The organism is Alkalisalibacterium limincola, from assembly GCF_008017755.1.
Lineage (GTDB): Bacteria > Pseudomonadota > Gammaproteobacteria > Xanthomonadales > Xanthomonadaceae > Alkalisalibacterium > Alkalisalibacterium limincola.
The window spans coordinates 1-20,234 of the sequence record NZ_VRTS01000005.1 but is presented as its reverse complement, the minus strand read 5'-3'; the positions used below and the strand labels follow the sequence as shown (position 1 = coordinate 20,234).

General features: G+C 68.6%; 13 protein-coding genes and 2 pseudogenes. 10 read left to right on the top strand and 5 right to left on the bottom strand.

The genetic code is table 11. The annotated features are described in order from the left end of the window. Position 1: 1 nt before the first annotated feature. Both FU658_RS08155 and FU658_RS08150 read right to left on the bottom strand, forming a co-directional pair. Positions 2-2,310, bottom strand: a pseudogene (locus tag FU658_RS08155) (S9 family peptidase). Positions 2,311-2,427: 117 nt separating this feature from the next. Next, complete coding sequence (locus FU658_RS08150) at positions 2,428-3,189, bottom strand: glucose 1-dehydrogenase (protein ID WP_147891636.1); 762 nt, start codon at positions 3,187-3,189, stop codon at positions 2,428-2,430. Positions 3,190-3,268: 79 nt separating this feature from the next. Between FU658_RS08150 and FU658_RS08145 the strand changes: the two genes are divergently transcribed. From FU658_RS08145 to FU658_RS08125, 5 genes are all read left to right on the top strand, one after another. Next, on the top strand, positions 3,269-4,066 hold the full coding sequence (locus tag FU658_RS08145) for an SDR family NAD(P)-dependent oxidoreductase (RefSeq protein ID WP_187266006.1): 798 nt from the start codon (positions 3,269-3,271) through the stop codon (positions 4,064-4,066). Between the two features lie 50 nt (positions 4,067-4,116). After that, positions 4,117-5,163, top strand: coding sequence for a saccharopine dehydrogenase family protein (locus FU658_RS08140; protein WP_147891634.1), 1,047 nt, complete (start codon positions 4,117-4,119; stop codon positions 5,161-5,163). Between the two features lie 90 nt (positions 5,164-5,253). Next, positions 5,254-5,493 (top strand): hypothetical protein, encoded by a 240-nt coding sequence (locus FU658_RS08135; RefSeq protein ID WP_147891633.1) that lies wholly within the window; start codon positions 5,254-5,256, stop codon positions 5,491-5,493. A 120-nt stretch (positions 5,494-5,613) separates the two neighbouring features. Then, complete coding sequence (uvrD, locus tag FU658_RS08130) at positions 5,614-7,788, top strand: DNA helicase II (RefSeq protein WP_147891632.1); 2,175 nt, start codon at positions 5,614-5,616, stop codon at positions 7,786-7,788. A gap of 74 nt (positions 7,789-7,862) precedes the next feature. After that, positions 7,863-8,738: a c-type cytochrome gene (locus FU658_RS08125; protein ID WP_147891631.1), complete on the top strand. Its 876-nt coding sequence runs from the start codon at positions 7,863-7,865 to the stop codon at positions 8,736-8,738. Positions 8,739-8,838: 100 nt separating this feature from the next. Here the strand turns inward: FU658_RS08125 and FU658_RS08120 are convergent, their stop codons facing one another. Then, positions 8,839-10,110 (bottom strand): FAD-binding oxidoreductase, encoded by a 1,272-nt coding sequence (locus FU658_RS08120; RefSeq protein ID WP_222708383.1) that lies wholly within the window; start codon positions 10,108-10,110, stop codon positions 8,839-8,841. Between the two features lie 583 nt (positions 10,111-10,693). Here FU658_RS08120 and polA point away from each other — a divergent pair. Beyond that, complete coding sequence (polA, locus tag FU658_RS08115) at positions 10,694-13,438, top strand: DNA polymerase I (RefSeq protein WP_147891630.1); 2,745 nt, start codon at positions 10,694-10,696, stop codon at positions 13,436-13,438. Between the two features lie 385 nt (positions 13,439-13,823). Then, positions 13,824-14,000, top strand: a complete 177-nt coding sequence (locus FU658_RS08110; RefSeq protein ID WP_147891629.1) for a DUF1328 domain-containing protein — start codon at positions 13,824-13,826, stop codon at positions 13,998-14,000. A gap of 27 nt (positions 14,001-14,027) precedes the next feature. Here the strand turns inward: FU658_RS08110 and hemF are convergent, their stop codons facing one another. Both hemF and FU658_RS08100 read right to left on the bottom strand, forming a co-directional pair. Continuing rightward, a complete protein-coding gene (gene hemF / locus FU658_RS08105; protein ID WP_147891628.1) occupies positions 14,028-14,930 on the bottom strand; it encodes an oxygen-dependent coproporphyrinogen oxidase in 903 nt (300 codons plus the stop codon). Then, positions 14,927-17,311: a S9 family peptidase gene (locus FU658_RS08100; protein WP_147891627.1), complete on the bottom strand. Its 2,385-nt coding sequence runs from the start codon at positions 17,309-17,311 to the stop codon at positions 14,927-14,929. The genes hemF and FU658_RS08100 overlap by 4 nt, the downstream gene beginning before the upstream one ends. 179 nt (positions 17,312-17,490) lie before the next feature. Between FU658_RS08100 and FU658_RS08095 the strand changes: the two genes are divergently transcribed. The 3 genes and pseudogenes from FU658_RS08095 to FU658_RS08085 all read left to right on the top strand — a co-directional run. Continuing rightward, positions 17,491-18,942, top strand: coding sequence for a cytochrome ubiquinol oxidase subunit I (locus FU658_RS08095; RefSeq protein ID WP_147891626.1), 1,452 nt, complete (start codon positions 17,491-17,493; stop codon positions 18,940-18,942). Next, on the top strand, positions 18,942-19,937 hold the full coding sequence (gene cydB, locus FU658_RS08090; RefSeq protein ID WP_222708397.1) for a cytochrome d ubiquinol oxidase subunit II: 996 nt from the start codon (positions 18,942-18,944) through the stop codon (positions 19,935-19,937). Before FU658_RS08095 ends, cydB begins: the two co-directional genes overlap by 1 nt. Beyond that, a pseudogene (locus FU658_RS08085) lies at positions 19,915-20,234 on the top strand (hypothetical protein); the annotation flags it as partial. The gene cydB and the pseudogene FU658_RS08085, both read left to right, overlap by 23 nt.

The following is a 20,234-nucleotide window of genomic DNA, read 5'->3' as shown; positions in this document are numbered from 1 at the left end:
ATCAGGGCCCCAGGCAGCGCTCGAAGAACGTCGCCATCGTGCGGTAGCGGTGCAGGGCATCGCTGCCCACCAGCCGGTGTTTGGCGCCGGGATAGGTCATCAGGTCGAAGCCGATGCCGCGCTGCTGCAGTTCGCTCATCAGCTGGGTGGCGTTGGAGAACAGCACGTTGTCGTCGGCCATGCCGTGGATCAGCAACAGCTGCGGCGTGCGCGGACCCGAGGCCATGTTGTCGAGGTGGGTGAACACCGCGCTCTGGCGGTAGCCCTCGGCATTGGTGGCCGGATGGCCCATGAACCGCTCGGTGTAGTGGGTGTCGTATAGGGCCCAGTCGGTCACGGCGCGCCGGCGATGCCGCAGGCATAGGCGTGTGGGGCCTTGGCCAGCAGCATCAGCGCCATGTAGCCACCGTTGGACCAGCCGTGCACGCCGATGCGGTTGGGGTCGACGAAGGGCAGCGAGCGAAGCAGCTGCACGCCGCGCAGCTGGTCGTCCACCTCGACGTTGCCCTGCTGGCCGTACAGCGCACCGGTGAAGCGCATGCCGCGTCGCGGCGTACCGCGGTTGTCGATCGAGAACACCACGTAGCCGCGTTGCGCCAGGTACTGGTTGAACAGGCCGTCGCGCACCGGCCAGCGTCGCGTCACGGTCTGCACGGCCGGGCCGCCGTAGACGTGCACCACGACCGGATAGCGCTGGCGGGGATTGAAGCCCGGTGGCTTGAGCAGGCTGTAATGCATGACCTGGCCGTCACCGGCGGCGATCGCGCCGTACTCGGGCACCACGTGCGCGTCGCGGAACGCGGCGTAGGGGTGGTCGCCCTCCAGCCGGTTCTCGACCAGGGTCGCCAGCCGGCGGCCGTCGGCGCTGAACAGCTCGGTCTGCGGCGGCGTTTCCGGGTTCGACCAGATGTCGACGAACACACTGGCGTTCGCCGCGAAGGTGGCGTCGTGCCAGCCGGCCACCTGGGTCAGGCGGGTCGGCTCGCCCTCGCCGTCCAGCGGCAGCGAGTACACGTGCCGCTCCAGCGGCGATTCCTTCGTGGCGCTGAAGTAGACCAGCCCGGCGTCCTCGTTGAGCGCGAGGACGTCCTCGACCATCCACTCGCCCCGGGTCAGTTGCTGCTGCAGCTCGCCGTCGAGTCCGAACACGTAGAGGTGCTCGAAGCCGCTGCGTCCCGACGACCACACGAAGCGCTCGCCATCGGCAAGCACGCGCAGGTTGTCGTGCAGGTTGACCCAGGTCTCCGACGTCTCGCTCAGCACCGTGCGCTGGCGGGTGGTGCGCGCGCCGGTGAGTTCGACCAGCACCAGGTCGAGCAGCTGCTGGGCGCGGTCCTGGCGCTGGAACAGCAGGCGTGCCGGGTCGATCCAGTCGACCCGGGCCAGGTAGATGTCGTCCTCGTCGCCCAGGTCGATCCAGCGCACGGCACCGCCGGTGGGCGCGATCACGCCGAGCTGGATCGCCACGTTGGCCTCGCCGGCGAACGGATAGCGCTGCTCCACCACCTCGGTGCGGTCGGCGTGGATCTCGAAGCGGCGATGCACGGTGACCGGCGACTCGTCGATGCGCGCGAACGCGATCGCGGAGTCGTCCGGTGCCCACCAGTAACCGGTGTGGCGACCCATCTCCTCGTCGGCGACGAACTCGGCGACGCCGTTGCCGATGACGTCCGATCCATCCTCGGTCAGCTGGCGCTGCTGGCCGCTGGCCAGGTCGACCACCCACAGGTTGCGCTCGCGTACGAAGCTCACGAAGCCGCCGGCCGGGGACACCTTCGGGTCGGTCGCGAAGCCCTCGCCGTCGGTGAGCTGGCGCAGCGGGTTCATCGCCAGGCGCGCCCCCTCGCCGGAAGCCGCGGCGCCGGTCGGCGCGGCGGCCTGCAGGTCGTACAGGTACAGCTCGCCACCCAGCGGGAACAGCAGGTGGCGGCCATCTGGCGCCCATTGGTACTCGACGATGCCGCTGAGGCCGACCAGGCGCTGGCGCTCGCGGCGGGCCAGTTCCTCGGCCGAGAGCTGCTCTTCGCCGGGCAGCACCACCTCGGAATCCACCAGCAGGCGGGTCTGGCCCGACGTCACGTCGTAGGCCCACAGGTCGAGGCGGTTGGCGTCGTCGTCGCGACCGCGCAGGAAGGTCACCATCGACCCGTCCGGCGCGATGCGCGGCTTCATCAGTTCCGGCCCGGACAGCGAGGCGTCGCCGGTGATGGCTTCCAGGGTCAGCTGGCCGCTGCGGCTTGTTTCGGCGGTGGCGGTGGCGGAAACGGTCATGGCGGCAAGCAGCACCAGGGCGTAGGACAGTCGGCTCATCGGCAATCGGCTCATGCGGGGGTGGACAGCGTGGCGGCCGGCGGGTTCCGCGGCCGCGACCACTCTACCGCAGCCGCGGCCATGCCGAAGCTGTCGGCAGGCCATCCGCCGCCACGTTCAGGCCAGGTAGCCGCCATCCACCGGCAGGCTGGCGCCGGTGATGTAGCTGGCCGCGTCCGAGGCCAGGAACAGCACCATCGGTGCGATCTCGTCGGGCTGCGCGACACGGCCCAGCGGGATCATCCGCAGCAGCATGTCCAGCAGCTTCGGGTTCGAGGTCAGCGCCGAGGCGAACTTGGTCTCGGTCAGGCCCGGCAGCACCGCGTTCACGCGCACGCCGCCCGCGGCCAGCTCCTTGGCAAAGCCCTCGGTCATGTTGACGATGCCGGCCTTGGTCATCGAGTACACGCCCTGCATCGGCGCCGCGCGGCGGGCATTCACCGAGGCGATGTTGACGATGCTGCCGCCATGCCCGCGCATGCGTCGCGCCGCCTGTACCGTGGTCCAGAAGTAGCCGCGAAGGTTTACCTCGACGGTCTTTTCATAGGTGGCCAAGTCCATGTCGACCATCGGGCCGAAGTAGGGGTTGGCCGCGGCGTTGTTCACGAGGATGTCGACCCGGCGGTCCTGGGCATCCAGGGCGTTGAACACCGCCTCGATCGCGTCGGGCTCGCCGACGTGCATCGCATGGGCCTGCGCCGAGCCGCCGTCGGCGGCGATCGACTCGGCCACCGCGCCGCAGGCCTCGAGCTTGCGCGACGTGCACACCACGTGGGCGCCGTGGGCGGCCAACAGGCGGGCGATCGATTCGCCGATCCCGCGCGAGGCGCCGCTGACCAATGCGGTGCGGCCGGACAGGTCGAACATCGCGTCACTCATTCCATACTCCATACGCGCTGGTATGCTCGGGAATCTAACACGCCGCACGCCGCGGCCGGAAGCATGGGGAGTACCGCAGATGAGGCAACGACGCGTCCTGATCACCGGTGCGGGCAGTGGATTGGGCCAGGCGCTGGCCCTGCGCTATGCGCGCAGCGGCGCAGCGGTGGCCTGCGCCGACCTGTTGCTGGAGCGCTCCCGCCAGACCGTCGCGATGCTCGAGGGCACCGGCCACCTGGCACTGCAGGTCGACGTGGGCAAGGACGACGCGTACGAGGCCATGGTGCGGGAACTGGCGACGCACTGGGACAGCATCGACGTGCTGGTCAACAACGCCGGCATCGCCAGTGGCGGGCCGATGGTGGAAACCTCGATGGAGGAGTGGCGCCTGCTCATGGAGGTCAACCTGTTGTCGGTGGTGCGCGGCTGTCGGGTGTTCGCGCCGGGGATGATCGCGCAGGGCGAGGGGCACATCGTCAACACCGCCAGCTTCGCCGGCCTCGCCGCGGCACCCTCGATCATGAGCTACGGCGTGTCCAAGGCCGGCGTGGTGGCGTTGAGCGAACAGCTGAGAGCGGAGCTGCACCCCTACGGCGTTCGGGTCAGCGTGCTGTGCCCGGCCTTCTTCCCGACCCGGCTGCTGGAGGGCTGGACCGGCAGCGACCGCATGCGCGGCTTCGCGCAGAAGATGATGGAGCGCTCCGGCGACACGCTCGATGCCGTGGCCGATCGCGCGTTCGCGGCGGTCGAGCGCGGCGACTTCCTGGTCTTGCCGACGAAGAAGGAACCGATGCGCTGGCGCCTCAAGCGCTGGTTTCCCGGCCTGTACTTCCGGCAACTTCTCAAGCTCGGCGAGAGCCGCAGCCGCGGCGACTGACCCGCACCCGACGTACCACGCGATCCACGCACCCCAAGGCGGAGCACGACATGGAATGGATGATCTACGGCGCCAACGGCTACACCGGTGAACTGGCCGCGCGCGAGGCCGCGGCGCGCGGGTTGAGGCCGGTATTGGCCGGGCGCAACCGTGAGGCGGTCGAGGCGCTGGCCGCCGAGCTGGGGCTGCCCTGCCGCGTTTTCGGCCTCGACGACGTGCAGCAGGTGCGCCAGGGCCTGCATGACATCGGCCTGGTGCTGCATTGCGCCGGCCCGTTCTCGGCCACCTCCGCGCCGATGCTCGAAGCCTGCCTGGCCGCGCGCTGCCACTACCTCGACATCACCGGCGAGATCGACGTGTTCGCCCACTGCCACGCCCAGGACGACCGGGCGATCCAGGCCGGCATCGTGGTGTTGCCGGGCGCCGGCTTCGACGTGGTTCCGACCGACTGCCTGGCCGCGCTGCTGGCGCGCGACCTGCCCGACGCGACGTCCCTGGTGCTGGCCTTCGAGGCCGGAGGCGGGCCCAGCCCGGGCACCGCCAAGACCAGTGTCGAGGGCCTGGGCAAGGGCGGTCGCGCGCGCATCGATGGCGAAGTGCGGCGCGTGCCCCTGGCGTGGAAGTCGCGCACCTTCGAGCGCGATGGCGAGGCGCGCTGCGCGATGACGATCCCATGGGGCGATGTGTACACCGCCCACGTGTCCACGGGCATTCCCAACATCGAGGTGTACATGGGCGTGCCGCCGGCGACGGTGACGCGGCTGCGCCGGCTGCGCGTGCTGGGCCCGGTGCTGGGCTGGGGGCCGGTGCAGGCGCTGCTCAAGAAGCAGGTGGCGAAGAAGGTGCGCGGGCCGTCGGAGCAGCGCCGCGGCAAGACCGGCTGCGTGGTCTGGGGCGAGGCGCGCGACGGCAGCGGAACCGAGGTTAGGAAGATCCTGCGCACGCCCAATGGCTATGCGCTGACCGTCACCGCCTCGCTGGGCATCGTGCAGCGCCTCCTCGATGGGCCGGAACCGCAACCCGGCTTCTACACCCCGTCGCTGCTCATGGGTGCCGACTACGTGCTGTCGCTGCCGGGCGTGTCGCTGGAAGGCTGAACCGGACTCGCCAGGCGGCGCTTGCACGCCGCGACGGTGAGGTACGCTTGGTCCGCCGCCATCCGGCGGCATCCACAAGGAGGGGTCCAGATGCGAGCAGCATTCTTTGTCATAGGCGCCATCCTGGCGATCGCCGGGATCCTGCTGTTCACCGGGATTTTCCAGGTCGGCAGCAGCGATGAGGTCATGCAGGTCGGCGACGCGGCGGTGGAGGTCGGCGACGGCGGCATCCGGGTGACGGACAAGGGCGGCAACAACCGCATCCTTGGCATCACGCTGCTGGTCATCGGCGGCGTCGGCATCGCCGCGGGCGCGCTGTCGAAGAAGTGACCCACGACGCCGGCACTGCGGGCTTCCCCGCGGTGCCGGCGCTCGTTTGCGTGGCTTGAGCGCACCCCCGCCCGGAGTGCCGCGGCACCCGCTGCTGCACCCGCCAGTTACACTTGGGGCATGGATGTTTCCCACCTTCTCGACGGGCTCAACCCGGCCCAGCGCGAGGCCGTGTCCGCGCCGCCCGGCCATTACCTGGTGCTGGCCGGTGCCGGTTCCGGCAAGACCCGCGTACTGACCCACCGCATCGCCTGGCTCAATGAGGTCCACGGCGTGCCGCCGCACTGCATCCTGGCGGTGACCTTCACCAACAAGGCCGCCGGGGAGATGCGCGCGCGCGTGCAGGCCCAGGCCAGCCACGGCACCCGCGGCATGTGGATCGGCACCTTCCATGGCCTCGCGCACCGGCTGCTGCGGCTGCACTTCGACGAGGCCGGCCTGCCCGAATCCTTCCAGGTGCTCGACTCCGACGACCAGCAGCGCCTGGTCAAGCGCATCATCACCGAGCTCGACATCGACGACGCGCGCTTCCCGCCGCGCCAGGCCACCTGGTGGATCAACCAGCACAAGGACGAGGGCAAGCGGCCCAAGCACATCCAGGCCGGCGACTTCTTCGAGAACACGCTGCTGCAGGTCTACGAGGCATACGAGGCGCGCTGCCGCCGCGCCGGCCTGGTCGACTTCGCCGAGCTGCTGCTGCGCGCCCACGAGCTGTGGCTGGAGCACCCGCCGCTACTGCACCACTACCAGCAGCGCTTCGGCCAGATCCTGGTCGACGAGTTCCAGGACACCAACCGCATCCAGTACGCCTTCATCCGCGTGCTGGCCGGCGACACCGGCCAGGTGTTCGTGGTCGGCGACGACGACCAGTCGATCTACGGCTGGCGCGGCGCCAAGGTCGAGAACATGCAGCGCTTCCTCGACGACTACCCGGGCGCCCGTACGATCCGGCTGGAGCAGAACTACCGCTCGACCGCGAACATCCTCAATGCCGCCAACGCGGTGATCACCCACAACCCCGACCGCCTCGGCAAGCAGCTGTGGACCGAGGGTGCCGAGGGCGAGGCGATCGACCTCTACGCGGCCTACAACGAGATCGACGAGGCGCGTTTCGTCATCGAGCGCATCCAGGCCTGGGTGCGCGACGGGGGCGGGCACGGCGACTGCGCGATCCTGTACCGGTCCAACGCGCAGTCGCGCGCATTCGAGGAGCAGCTGCGCTTCGCCAGCCTGCCCTACCGCGTCTACGGCGGGCAGCGCTTCTTCGAGCGTGCCGAGATCAAGGACACGCTGGCCTACCTGCGGCTGGTGGCCAACCGCGCCGACGATGCCGCCTTCGAGCGGGCGGTGAACACGCCCACGCGCGGCATCGGCAACAAGACGCTGGACGAGGTGCGCCGCCACGCGCGCATGGAGTCGATGCCGCTGTGGGAGGCGGCCGTCATGATGAGCGCGGGCACCACCCTGCCGGGGCGCGCGCGCAACGCGATCCGCGGCTTCGTCGAGCTGATCGAGAAGCTGGCCGTGGACCTGCGCACGATCACGCTGGCCGAGCAGATCGACCATGTGCTGGCACGCACCGGCCTGCGCGAGTACTACGCGGCCGAGTCACGCGGCACGCTGGACTCGCGCACCGACAACCTCGACGAGCTGGTGTCGGTGGCTTCGCGCTTCGCCCGGCCCGAGGACGACGACGAGCTGGCCGGCCTGTCCGACCTGGTGGTGTTCCTGGCCTATGCGTCGCTGGAGGCCGGGGAGGGCCAGGCCGAGGCCGGTGAGGACGGTGTGCAGCTGATGACGCTGCACTCGGCCAAGGGCCTGGAGTTCCCGCAGGTGTTCCTGGTCGGCCTCGAGGACGGATTGTTCCCCAGCTCCCGATCGATCGAAGAGGCCGGACGGCTGGACGAGGAGCGCCGCCTGGCCTACGTCGGCATCACCCGCGCCCGCGAGCGGCTGGTGCTGAGCCACGCCGAGACCCGGCGCATCCATGGCATGGACCAGTACAACCCACCCTCGCGCTTCCTGCGCGAGATCCCGTCGAAACTGGTGCACGAACTGCGACCCAAGGTCCAGGCCCGCCCGGGCATGGCGGCGGCCGCGCCACGCGGCTTCGTGGCCCCGGCCGAGGACACCGGCGGCTTCCGCCTCGGCCAGCGCGTGGCCCACCCCAGCTTCGGCACCGGCACGGTCATGGACGCCGAGGGCGGAGGGGCCCACGCCCGGGTCCAGGTGAACTTCGACGAGGCCGGGCCGAAGTGGCTGGTACTGGCCTACGCCAAGCTCAGCGCCGCGTGACCGGTATGTGAAGGAGTTTGCGTTTCATGCTTCATCCCGGCGCGTGGGGCCCGGGCTGAACAGGAATCGCGAAGATGCGCAAGTCTATGAAGTGGGTGCTGTTGGGCGTGCTGCTGCTGGGCCTGCTGGCCAGCGGCGTGCTGGCGGCGGCGTGGGTCAGCAGCGAGCGGGCGCTGGCCCGGGTGTGGGACGTGAACGACCCGCCGCTGGCGGTCGAACACACCCCGGACCAGGTCGAGAAGGGTGCCTACCTGTACGTGACGCGCAGCTGCGCGGTCTGCCACGGTGACGCCGGCGAAGGCCGTCTGGTCGAGGACGTGCCGCCGATGCGGCTGGTCGGGTCGAACCTGACGCCGGCCGGCAATGCATCGCGCTACACCGACGACGGCCTGGCCCGGGCGATCCGCCATGGCATCCGCCACGACGGCACGCCGCTGGTGTTCATGCCGGTGGAGGACTACGCTGACCTGAGCGATGCCGACACCGCCGCACTGATCGCCTACCTGCGCAGCCTGCCGCCCGTGGCACCGTCGCGCGACGCGATGCGGGTGAAGCCGTTGGGCCGGGTGCTCTACATGCTGGGCCAGTTCCCGCTGGTGCCGGCCGAGAAGATCGACCACAGCCCGCGCCCACGTGGTGCCCCGCCTGCCGGCCCCACGGCCGAGTACGGCGCCTACGTGGCCCGCACCTGCGTGGGCTGCCACGGCGAGGGCTACGGCGGCCAGCGCGTGCACGGCACGCCACCCTCGTTCCCACCGGCGGCCGACCTCACGGTACTGGACACCTGGGAGCCGGCGGACTTCGTGCGCGCGATGCGCGAAGGCAAACGCCGCGACGGCAGCGACATGCACCCGCTGATGCCGTGGACCGCCTACAAGTCGATGACCGACGAGGAGCTGGAGGCGCTGTTCGCGTACTTCCAGAGCCTCGGGGCGGCCAAGCGCGGCTGACACCCAAGGCTGAGCGCTGTCCCCACGGCGTTCTGGACAGCCGTCCTCGGAATCGCGCCGACCAGGTTCAGTCGAGCGAACTGGCGCAAGGGCGCGATCTCTAGCTGCCCCCGATTCGAAACAAACCGTATGGATCGTATTTTTTCTTGATCGCCTGAAGGCGGTCATGGTTCTCACCGAACGCCGCTTTCATCTTGTCGCTGTCGTCATGATCCAGATAGTTGGCGTACACGCCTCCCGTGGAGTACGGCGTCATGGCCTCATGCAGCTTCCGCGTCCAGCCAATGGCGATGTCATCGTATTCCGGTTCCGCCCACCCAGCCCACACACCGAAATTGAAGGGTGCCTTGCGATGAGGGAAGGCTGTTTCCGCCGGATCAACACGGCTGATCGCGCCCCCCATGCATTCAAAGGCAATGGTCGTGAACGGCCCCGGCAGGGATTCCATGTGGGTCACCAGGGTGTCGATGGCTTCATCGGACAGCTCACTCAGATACTGGGACTTCCAGTAGTAGCGAGCGCCCTCCGGCGTGGCCTGGTCGAAGCTCTGCTGGAGATCGGCATAGGGAATAGGGGTCAGCACATCCAGAATGGGATTGCCGTATTCCCTTATTCCCTGGAGCACCTGCATGCCCTCTTCCATCGCTCCGGAATAGCACCCGACCAAAGCCACCGCGGTTTTCCCGTGATGGTCCTCGGGAAAGGGCTCGACCGGCGGCACGGTCATCACCATGGCGCCGGCGCCGACCTGATCGGGTGCCTTGGCCATGTAGTCCCGGAAAAAGCGCAACGCACCGGCCGCGTCACTTCCCGGATGAAACACTTGAGCCATTGCGACCTCCGGGCCGACCTTGTGAAGCTGGAATTCGAAGGCGGTGACAACACCGAATCGCCCGCCCCCGCCCCGCAGCGCCCAGAAGAGATCCGGATTTTCGTCATTACTGGCAGACCGGTGCTGACCATCGGCGGTCACCACCTCAAGGGCAATCAGGTTATCCAGGGCCAGGCCAAAACTGCGGGCCAGCCAGCCCATGCCACCCCCCAAGGTGAGGCCGGCCACTCCGGTACGCGAGTCCACGCCGCCAGTGGTGGCCAGGCCGTGCTTCTGGGTGGCGGCATCCATGTCGCCCAGCACCGCCCCCGGACCCACGCGCGCGACACGTGCCGCTGGATCCACGGTCACCGAATTCATCAGGGACAGGTCAATCATCAGCCCGTTATCACAGACGGCGTGGCCAGCCACACCATGCGCGCCACCCCTCATGGTAGGACGCAGCCCCTCCTCCCGGGCAAAATTGACCGCCGCCACCACGTCCTCGGCACTTTGCAGCGGACGATCAGCGCCGGCCGGCGATCGATCATGCCATTCCACAAGGTCCGCGCTTCCTCATAGCCGGGAGAATCCGGCCGCAGCAGCAGCCCCTGCAACTGTTCTTCAAAATCCAAAACCCTTGCTGAGTCGACCATGCCTCTCTCCTTCTGACCTTCCTAAGGAAGGGCTGAAAAACGCATCGATCTGATCTTGCACAGAGTCATCGATGCCCCGTCGGGCCGGGCCGCCCGATTGAGACGCACTTCTCGCGGCGCGCTTGCTTGCGCTTGCCTGCGTACATCGCCTCTCCAAAGCTCAGCTGCGACATCTCGTCATCCATCTGGTCGACCACGATACTCCATCTGCGTCGGGAGGGCTTGTTCAGAACGTCCCTAGCGTCGAGAGTACAACGAGGAGAGAATCGGGAAAGCACTCGGCGGGATGCCGCCTTTGGCCTGTGACAACGGGCCGATGCTCGGCTACATAAATCTCGGATTCCCGATGTGCCCGCCCCTTTTAAAGCGGGGGGCGTCGGCCCTGAAAGTGGCCGACATGTCCGTTCCTACAGATCGTGACGTACCCGAAGCCGAGCTTTCTGGCCGGGCAGCCTAGAATAGGCGCCTGATTCCAACCCGGTGCCCCCATGTCCCGACTCGTCCTGATCGACGGCTCGTCCTACCTCTACCGCGCCTTCCATGCGCTGCCGCCTCTGAGCAACGCCGAGGGCGAGCCGACCGGGGCGCTGTTCGGCGTGGTGAACATGCTGCGCCAGACGCTCAAGGAGAAGCCCGACTGCGCCGCGTTCGTGATGGACGCCTCCGGGCCGACCTTCCGCGACGAGCTGTACCCCGAGTACAAGGCGCAGCGCCCGCCGATGCCCGACGACCTGCGGGCGCAGGTCGAGCCGATGCTGGAGATCGTCGAGGCGCTGGGCTTCCCGATCCTGCGGGTGTCCGGCGTCGAGGCCGACGACGTGATCGGCACACTGGCGCTGCAGGGGGTGGACGACGGGCTGGCGGTGACGGTGTCGACCAGCGACAAGGACTTTGCCCAGCTGGTGCGCCCGGGCATCGAACTGGTGAACACGATGACCGGCACCGTCACCGACCGCGAGGCGGTCATCGCCAAGTACGCGGTGCCGCCCGAGCGCATCGTCGACCTGCTGGCGCTGATGGGCGACACCGTCGACAACGTGCCCGGCGTGGACAAGTGCGGACCCAAGACCGCAGCGAAGTGGCTCAACGAGTACGGCTCGCTGGAAGGCGTCATCGAGAACGCCGCCAGCATCAAGGGCAAGGTCGGCGACAACCTGCGCGCCGCGCTGGACCGGCTGCCGCTGAACAAGCAGCTGGTGACGATCAAGACCGACGTCGAACTGGACCTGGGCTGCCCGCAGCTGAAGTTGCGGGAGCGCGACGTGGAGGCGCTGCGGGTGCTCTACACCCGCTACGGGTTCAATGCCGCGCTGCGCGACCTCGATGGCCAGGCTCCGGCCGCCAATGGCGCAGCCGCCAAGCCGCCCAGCGGTCGCTCGAGCACGCCGGCACCGGCCGAGGCGCCCGATGCCGCGCTGGCGGAGAAGGGCGAGTACGAATGCATCCTCGACGAGGCCGCGCTGACCGCCTGGGTGGCCCGTCTGGAGCAGGCCGAGCTGATCGCGTTCGACACCGAGACCGATGCGCTCGATGCGATGCAGGCCAACCTGGTGGGCCTGAGCTTCGCGGTGGAGCCGGGCGAGGCCGCCTACGTGCCGTTGGGTCACGAATACCCCGGTGCTCCCGCGCAGCTCGACCGCGAATGGGTGCTCGAGGCCCTGCGCCCGGTGCTGACCGATGCGGACAAGCCCAAGCTGGGCCAGCACGGCAAGTACGACCTGCACGTGATGCGCCGCCACGGCGTCGACATCGCCGGCTACGCCGAGGACACGATGCTGGAGAGCTACGTGCTCAACTCCACCGCCAGCCGCCACGACATGGACTCGCTGGCGCTGCGCCACCTGGGCTACGACACGATCAAGTTCTCCGACGTGGCCGGCAAGGGCGCCAGGCAGATCTCCTTTGCCCAGGTGGCGCTGGAGGAGGCGACGCCCTACGCCGCCGAGGACGCGGACGTGACTTTGCGCCTGCACCGCGTGTTCGCACCGAAGCTGGCGGCCGACGCCGGGTTGCAGAAGGTCTACCGCGAGATCGAGATGCCGCTGGTGCCGGTGCTCGCGCGCATCGAGGCGACAGGCGTCCTGGTCGACGCGGCCGAGCTGCGGCGCCAGTCCGGCGTGCTGGGCAAGCGCATGCACGAGGTGCAGCAGCAGGCCTACGAGCTTGCCGGGCGCAGCTTCAACCTGGATTCGCCCAAGCAGCTGCAGGCGATCCTGTTCGACGAGCTGGGCCTCAAGGCGGTGGTGAAGACGCCCAAGGGCGCACCCAGCACCAACGAGGAGGCGCTCGAGGCGATCGCGGAGGACCACGCGCTGCCGCGGTTGATCCTGGAGTATCGCGGGCTGGCCAAGCTGCGTTCGACCTATACCGAGAAGCTGCCGGAGATGATCAACCCGGCCACCGGGCGCGTGCACACCAGCTACCACCAGGCGGTGGCGGCGACCGGGCGGCTGTCGTCGTCGGACCCGAACCTGCAGAACATCCCGATCCGCAGCGAGGACGGGCGCCGCATCCGCCAGGCCTTCGTGGCCCCGCCGGGCCGGGTGGTGATGGCCTGCGACTACTCGCAGATCGAGCTGCGCATCATGGCCCACCTGTCCGGTGACGCCGGCCTGATCGCCGCCTTCGAGGCCGGTCTCGACATCCACCGCGCCACGGCGGCGGAGGTGTTCGGGGCAAGTCTGGAAGAGGTGACCGGCGACCAGCGTCGGGCGGCGAAAGCGATCAACTTCGGCCTGATCTACGGCATGAGCGCGTTCGGCCTGGCCCGCCAGCTGGGCATCGGCCGCGGCGAGGCGCAGGACTACATCGCCACCTACTTCAACCGCTATCCGGGCGTGCGCGAGTTCATGGACCGCACCCGGGAGCAGGCGCGCGAGCGTGGCTACGTCGAAACCGTGTTCGGCCGCCGCCTCTACCTCAACGACATCAACGCCCGGAACCAGGCCCTGCGCGCCGGCGCCGAGCGCGCGGCGATCAATGCGCCGATGCAGGGTACGGCGGCGGACATCATCAAGCGCGCGATGCTGTCCGTGGATGCATGGCTGGCCGAGCATCGCGACCGCGCCGACATGATCATGCAGGTGCACGATGAGTTGGTGTTCGAGGCCGAGGCGGGCTTCGTGGACACCCTGCGGGAGGCCGTCGAGGCGCGCATGCAGGCGGCAGGTGAACTGCGGGTGCCGCTGCTGGTCGAAACCGGGGTCGGCGCGAACTGGGACGAGGCGCACTGACCGGAGGGCGGAAAAGTGCTTCGGAAATCCTTGCCTGAAGCGTTTCCGCGACCGCGTTCAAGGCTGCTATTTCCACTATAATCAGTAGGTTGTGCTTTCGTTTCACGTCGCTCTACTGAATGAAACCTGAACCAGTTTTTGTGCCTAATAGATCCTTCACGAACCGTTATTGAAGGCGGTGGTCATATAGGCCGCGACGGATGCAATGTCTGTCGTGGATCGCTCACTCCCCTGAGTGGATCCGGGAACGCCGGCCCCTCCCCAGGTTCGGCGTTTCCTCCCCCCCGACCCCGTGGGCCCCCCCCTGGCCCACGGGGTTTTTATTGGCTTGCGCTAGGATGGCTGGGGTCCGGACCGGACACCGTGTCTGCCAAGGAGTGCACCGATGCTCAAGCTCGCCCTGTTCTTCCTGATCGTGGCCCTGCTCGCGGGCCTGTTCGGCTTCACCGACATCGCCGGTGCGTCGATGATGATCGCCAAGGTCATCTTCTTCATCGCGATCGCGATCTTCGTGCTGTTCCTGGTGCTGGTGGCGCTGGGGATCAACTTCTTCACGTCCTAGCGCCACGCCGGCCTGCGCGGCCGGGGCCTACACCCAGTCGCGCGGCCTCAGGTAATCCTGCAGGCCGGCCTCCGGGCTGCCGGCCTCCACCTCGAACCCGTACTCCCAGCGCGCCAGCGGCGGCAGGCTCATCAGGATCGACTCGGTGCGCCCGCCCGACTGCAGGCCGAACAGCGTGCCGCGGTCGTAGACCAGGTTGAACTCGACGTAGCGGCCTCGGCGGTAGAGCTGGAAGTCGCGCTCGCGCTCGCCATGGGGCGTGTCGCGGCGGCGCTCGACGATCGGCAGCCAGGCCTCCAGGAAGCCGTCGCCGACCGCGCGCTGGTAGGCGAAGCAGGCTTCGAATCCGCCCTCGTTGAGGTCGTCGAAGAACAGCCCGCCCACACCGCGGGTCTCGCCACGATGCTTGAGGAAGAAGTATTCGTCGCACCACTTCTTGTGCGCGGCGTAACGCGCCTCGCCGCCGTGCTCCACCGCGATGCGCCGTGCCACCGCGTGCCAATGCACCACGTCCTCGTCGAACGGATAGAACGGCGTCAGGTCGAAGCCGCCCCCGAACCACCACACCGGGTCGCGGCCCTCGGGCCTGGCCTCGAAGTAGCGCACGTTCATGTGCGTGGTCGGCAGGTAGGGATTGCGCGGGTGGAACACCAGCGACACCCCCATCGCCCGCCACGGCGCGCCGGCCAGCTCCGGCCGATGGGCGGTGGCCGAGGGTGGCATCGTGGCCCCGCGCACGTCGGAGAAGCCGATGCCAGCCTGTTCGAAAACCCGACCCTGCTTCATCACGCGCGAGCGGCCACCGCCGCCCTCGGCGCGCTGCCAGGTGTCCTCGGCGAAGCGGCCCTCGCCGTCGGCGGCTTCCATCGCCGCGCAGATGCGGTCCTGAAGGCCGCGCAGGTAGTCGTGGACGGCGCCGATGTCGGTCATGGCTTCAACGCACGCTCGAACAGCTCGTAGATGCGGCGGTACTGGTCGTACCAGCTCTCCGGGTGCTGGTAGGCGTGGCGCTCCAGCGGATAGCTGGCGAGTTCCCAGTCGTGCTTCTTGAGCTCGATCAGGCGCTGCACCAGGCGGATGGAATCCTGGTAGAACACGTTGTCGTCGATCATGCCGTGGCTGATCAGCAGGTGGCCGCGCAGGTTCTGCGCGTACTCGATCGGCGAGGAGCGCTCGTAGGCCTCCGGGTCGAGTTCGGGCGTGTTGAGGATGTTCGAGGTGTAGGGGTGGTTGTACATCGCCCAGTCGGTCACCGGCCGCAGCGCGGCGCCGGCGTGGAAGGCGTCCGGGGCACGGAACAGCGCCATGAAGGCCATGAAGCCACCGTAGCTGCCGCCGTAGATGCCGACGCGGTCGCGGTCGCCCTGGTGGTTGGCGACCAGCCAGTCGATGCCGTCGAGGTAGTCCTCCAGCTCCGGGTGGCCCATCTGCCGGTAGATCGCGGTGCGCCAGTCGCGGCCGTAGCCACTGGAGGCGCGGAAGTCCATGTCCAGCACGACGTAGCCGTTCTCGGTCAGCAGCTGGTTGAACATCTGCTCGCGGAAGTAGACCGGCCAGCCGGCGTGCACGTTCTGCAGGTAGCCCGCGCCGTGCACGAACAGGGCGATCGGATAGGTCTTGTCGGGGTCCATGTCGCGCGGCAGGTACAGCTTCGCCCAGATCGGCTCGGCACCGTGGTTCGACGGCACCTGGACGTACTGCGGCTCCAGCCACTGGTACTCGCGGTACTGGGCCGTGCGCGTGTCGGTGAGCTGGCGCAGTTCGCCCTGCCCGACCGGGGCCACCGCCAGCTGCGGCGGCATGTGCGAGGACGAGACACGCAGCAGCAGGCTCTCACCCTGCGGCGAGAGCGCGAAGCCGTCGACGTGGCCCGCGTCGGTCACCTCGCGCACTTCACCGCGACCGACGTCGCGGGCACACACTTCCCACTTGCCCGGCCAGGCACGGTTGCACAGGAAGTAGAAGCGCTGGCCGTCCGGGGCAAGCACTGGTTCGGTGGCTTCCCAGCGGCCGGAGGTCAGCGCCTGGGCGCGACCGCCGCGCTGGAGCGTGTACAGGTGAGCGTAGCCGCTCTCCTCGGACTGGAACCACAGTGTCCGGTTGTCCGGCAGCCAGCCGAAACCGTTGAAGTTCCAGTTGATCCAGGCCTCGTCGCTGAGCCTGTGCAGCGGCAGGAGGCGGTTGTTGGCGAAGTCGACTTCGGCGATCCAGCGATCCTTGTTGTCGACCGAGCGCAGCATCACCGCCGCGCGCTGGCCATCGTCGCTGTAGCGCATGCCGATCACCCGCACCGCGCGGTTGCCGTCCAGGGCGTTCTTGCCGGCGGCCGCGCGCAGGTCGGCCAGCGGGTCGCTTCCGATGCCGGGCAGGCCATCGAAGTCGAGCACCTCGACCTCGTTCGAGGCCAGGTCGACCAGGTGCAGCGTCTGGGCCACCGGTGCCGCGCGTCCCACGCGGGTGCGCACCTCCTCGGTGTCTTCGTAACCGGACTCGGTGACATAGCGCGGCATCGCGCCGCGCTGGCCGCGCTCGGCGTTCTTCGGTTCGGTCACCACCAGGGCATGCGCCAGCGCCGGCGACAGCGCGCTGGCCGACAGTTGCACGTCGTCGCCCAGGAACACCGGGGCGCCGGCACGGCGCGGGTCGGCGGCGCGCAGTTCCTCGTCGCGCTCGCGCAGCGCATCGCGGTCGGCCTTCTCGCGCGCCAGCGTGGCGATCAGGCGCAACTGCATCTCGCGCAGGTTGTCTTCCTTCGGTGGCGCCGCCGGGTCCTTCTCGGCCTTGAGCTGCAGCACCTGCGAGAGCAGCCCGCTGCGGGCGTCCCAGTGGCGCCAGTCGTTGCCCTCGCGCCACACGAGGCCGCCATCGGCGGCGAAGCGCAGGTCGCTGCTGCTGGCACCGCCACGGGTCACCTGCTGCAGGTTGCCGTTGCGCAGGTCGCGGATGAACACGTCGCCATTGCGCACGAACGCGGCGCGCGAGCGCGTGGCGTCGTACACCACGCTCGCGCCATCGACGTCGGACAATTCCTCGTCGGGCACGCGTGCGTTGTCGCTGCCATCCACGCCGATGCGCCAGGTGTCGCGCACCGGGGAGTCCTCGCGCTTGAGCGTGTAGTAGGCCTGCGTGCCGTCGAGCGCCCACCAGGCCTGTTCCACCGGCGGGCCGATCCAGTCCGGATGGCTCATGGCCTGGTCCAGCGTCAGCGTGGGCTGGGCCTGCACCTGCGGCGCGAAGGCCAGTGGCGAGAAGGCCAGCGCCAATGCGGCGGCCAGCCAGGAGCGGGAACGGTGGGGCGTGGTCTGGGTCATCGTCATCCGGGTGAGCTGTGGAGCGACCCCGGAGGATACCCAATCCACCGCGTCACCACCCCGGCCGAAGGTCCCGGCTCCCCGCCCGACGCAGCCCGTGCGCCTGCCCGTTTCACCATCCCATGCCGCGCGGCGGCTACACTGGACGCCCTCTCGAGCCTGCTCCGAGGTTGCCACCCGTGGAACTCGATCCGCTGCTGCTGTCCCGCATCCAGTTCGCGTTCGTCGTCTCCTTCCATGCGATCTTCCCGGTCTTCACGATCGGCCTGGCCTCCTACATCGCGCTGCTCGAAGGCATCGCCTTCCGCACCGGCTCCGCGCAATGGGCGCGGCTGTCGCAGTTCTGGATCAAGATCTTCGCCGTGGTGTTCGGCATGGGCGTGGTTTCGGGCCTGGTCATGGCCTTCCAGTTCGGCACCAACTGGAGCGAGTTCTCCTACCGCACCTCCAACTTCATCGGGCCGACGCTGTCCTACGAGGTCGTCACCGCGTTCTTCCTCGAGGCGGCGTTCCTCGGCGTGCTGCTGTTCGGGCGCAACAAGGTGCCGCCGGGGCTGCACCTGTTCTCGGCGATCATGGTGGCGGTCGGCACGTTCATCTCGTCGTTCTGGATCCTGTCCACCAATTCGTGGATGCACACGCCGGCCGGCTACGAGATGCGCGAGGGCATGGTGCATGTCACCAGTTGGGCCCAGGCGATCTTCAACCCGTCGTTTGCCTACCGCTTCACGCACATGGCGATCGCCTCGTTCCTGACCGGCGGCTTCGTCGTCGCCGGCGTGTCGGCCTACTACCTCCTGCGCAAGCACGCGGTGGAACCCAGCCGCAAGGCATTGAAGATGTGTCTGGTCATGCTGTTCTTCCTGGCTCCGCTGCAGGCCTATGTCGGTGACCTGCACGGCCTGAACACGCTGGAGTACCAGCCGGTGAAGGTGGCGGCGATGGAGGGTGCCTGGGATACCCAGCGCGGCCTGCCGCTGCTGCTGTTCGCGATCCCCGACGCCCGCAACGAGACCAACCATTTCGAGGTCGGCATCCCGAAGCTGGCCAGCCTGATCCTGACCCACGACCTGGACGGCGAGGTGCAGGGCCTGAAGGACTGGCCGGCCGAGGAGCGGCCACCGGTGGGCATCGTGTTCTGGGCCTTCCGCATCATGGTCGGCATCGGCCTGCTGATGATCGTGGTGGCGACCATCGGCGTGGTCCAGATGCTGCGCGGGCGCCTGGAGTCGAGTCCGCGCTACCTGCAGGTGCTGCGGCTGATGGTGCCGATGCCCTTCATCGCGGTGCTGGCCGGCTGGGTCGTCACCGAGGTCGGTCGGCAGCCGTGGATGATGTGGGGCGAGATCACCGTCGCCGACGGGCTCACCCCCAGCCTGACCGGGCCGATGGCGCTGTTCACGCTGGTCGGCTACATGCTCGTCTATGCCGCCGTGTTCACCGCAGGCGTCTATTACCTCACCCGCGTGGTGCGCAAGGGCATGGTCATCGAGGTGGCGCACGAGGAAGAGGACTATGCGCGGCCGAAGCGTCCGTTCTCGGCCACCGACGTCGAGCTCGATGTCGGCGACGACCCCGAGCCGGATGCGCGCGAGCCCGACTACACGCCGGAGCGGGAGGAAGGACGATGATGGACCTGACCTACATCTGGATCGGCATCATCGGCTTCGGGGTGCTGATGTACGTGCTGGCCGACGGCTTCGACCTCGGCGTCGGCATCCTGTTCCCGTTCGCGCGCAACGATGTCGAGCGCGACGTCATGATGAACTCGGTGGCCCCGGTCTGGGATGGCAACGAGACCTGGCTGATCCTCGGCGGTGCCGGCCTGCTGGCTGCGTTCCCGCTGGTCTACACGGTGTTCCTGCCGGCGCTGTACATCGGCGTGTTCCTGATGCTGGCCGGGCTGATCTTCCGCGGCATCGCGTTCGAGTTCCGCTTCAAGGCGGTCGAGGGCAAGCGCGGCCTCTGGAACTGGTCCTTCTGCATCGGGTCGCTGGTGGCGGCGTTCGCCCAGGGTGCGGTGGTCGGCACCTTCATCCAGGGCTTCGACACCCTCGACAGGCGTTTTGTCGGCGGCGCATTCGACTGGCTCACGCCGTTCACCGTGATGACCGGCCTGGGCCTGGTGGCGGGCTACGCACTGATCGGGGCCTGCTGGCTGGTGCTCAAGACCGAGGGCGAGCTGCAGCAGCGCATCCGCGGCTGGGCGCTGAAGCTGCTGGCGGCGGTGATGGTGGTCTTTCTCGTCATCAGCGTGTGGACCCCGCTGGTGGACGACTACGTGCGCGAGCGCTGGTTCGGCTTCGCCACCTGGCTGTGGATCATCCCCGCGCTGACCGTGGCCGTCGCCTTCGCGTTGTGGCGCTTCCTGAAGCTGGGGCACGACGCCACCCCCTTCGTCGCGACGATCGGCCTGTTCATGCTGTTCTACGGCGGGTTGCTGTTCTCGAAGTGGCCCTATGTGGTTCCGCCCAACTACACCTTCCATGACGCCGCATCGGCGCCGGAGAGCCAGCTGTTCCTGCTGGTGGGGGTGCTGTTCGTGATCCCGTTCGTGCTGATGTACACGGCGTGGACGTACTACGTGTTCCGCGGCAAGGTACGTGCCGGCGTCGGCTATCACTGAGCCGGGCACCCCGTCGCCCGCGCGCTGGATCGCGGGCCTGCTGGCGCCCCACCGGCGCTGGCGCTGGCTGGCCGCGCTGGCCTCGCTGGGTGCGGGCCTGGCCATCGTCGCCCAGGCCGGCGCGCTGGCCTGGCTGGTGTCGGCCGCGATCGTCGATGCGGCACCCGTGCCGAAGGCGCCATGGATCCTGGCGTTCGTCGCGGTGCTGTCCCGCTTCGGCCTGCAGGCGGCCCGCGACGCGTGCGGCGCGCCTGGCACAGGCCGTGCGCGGCGAACGTGCGCGCCGGCCTGCGCGAC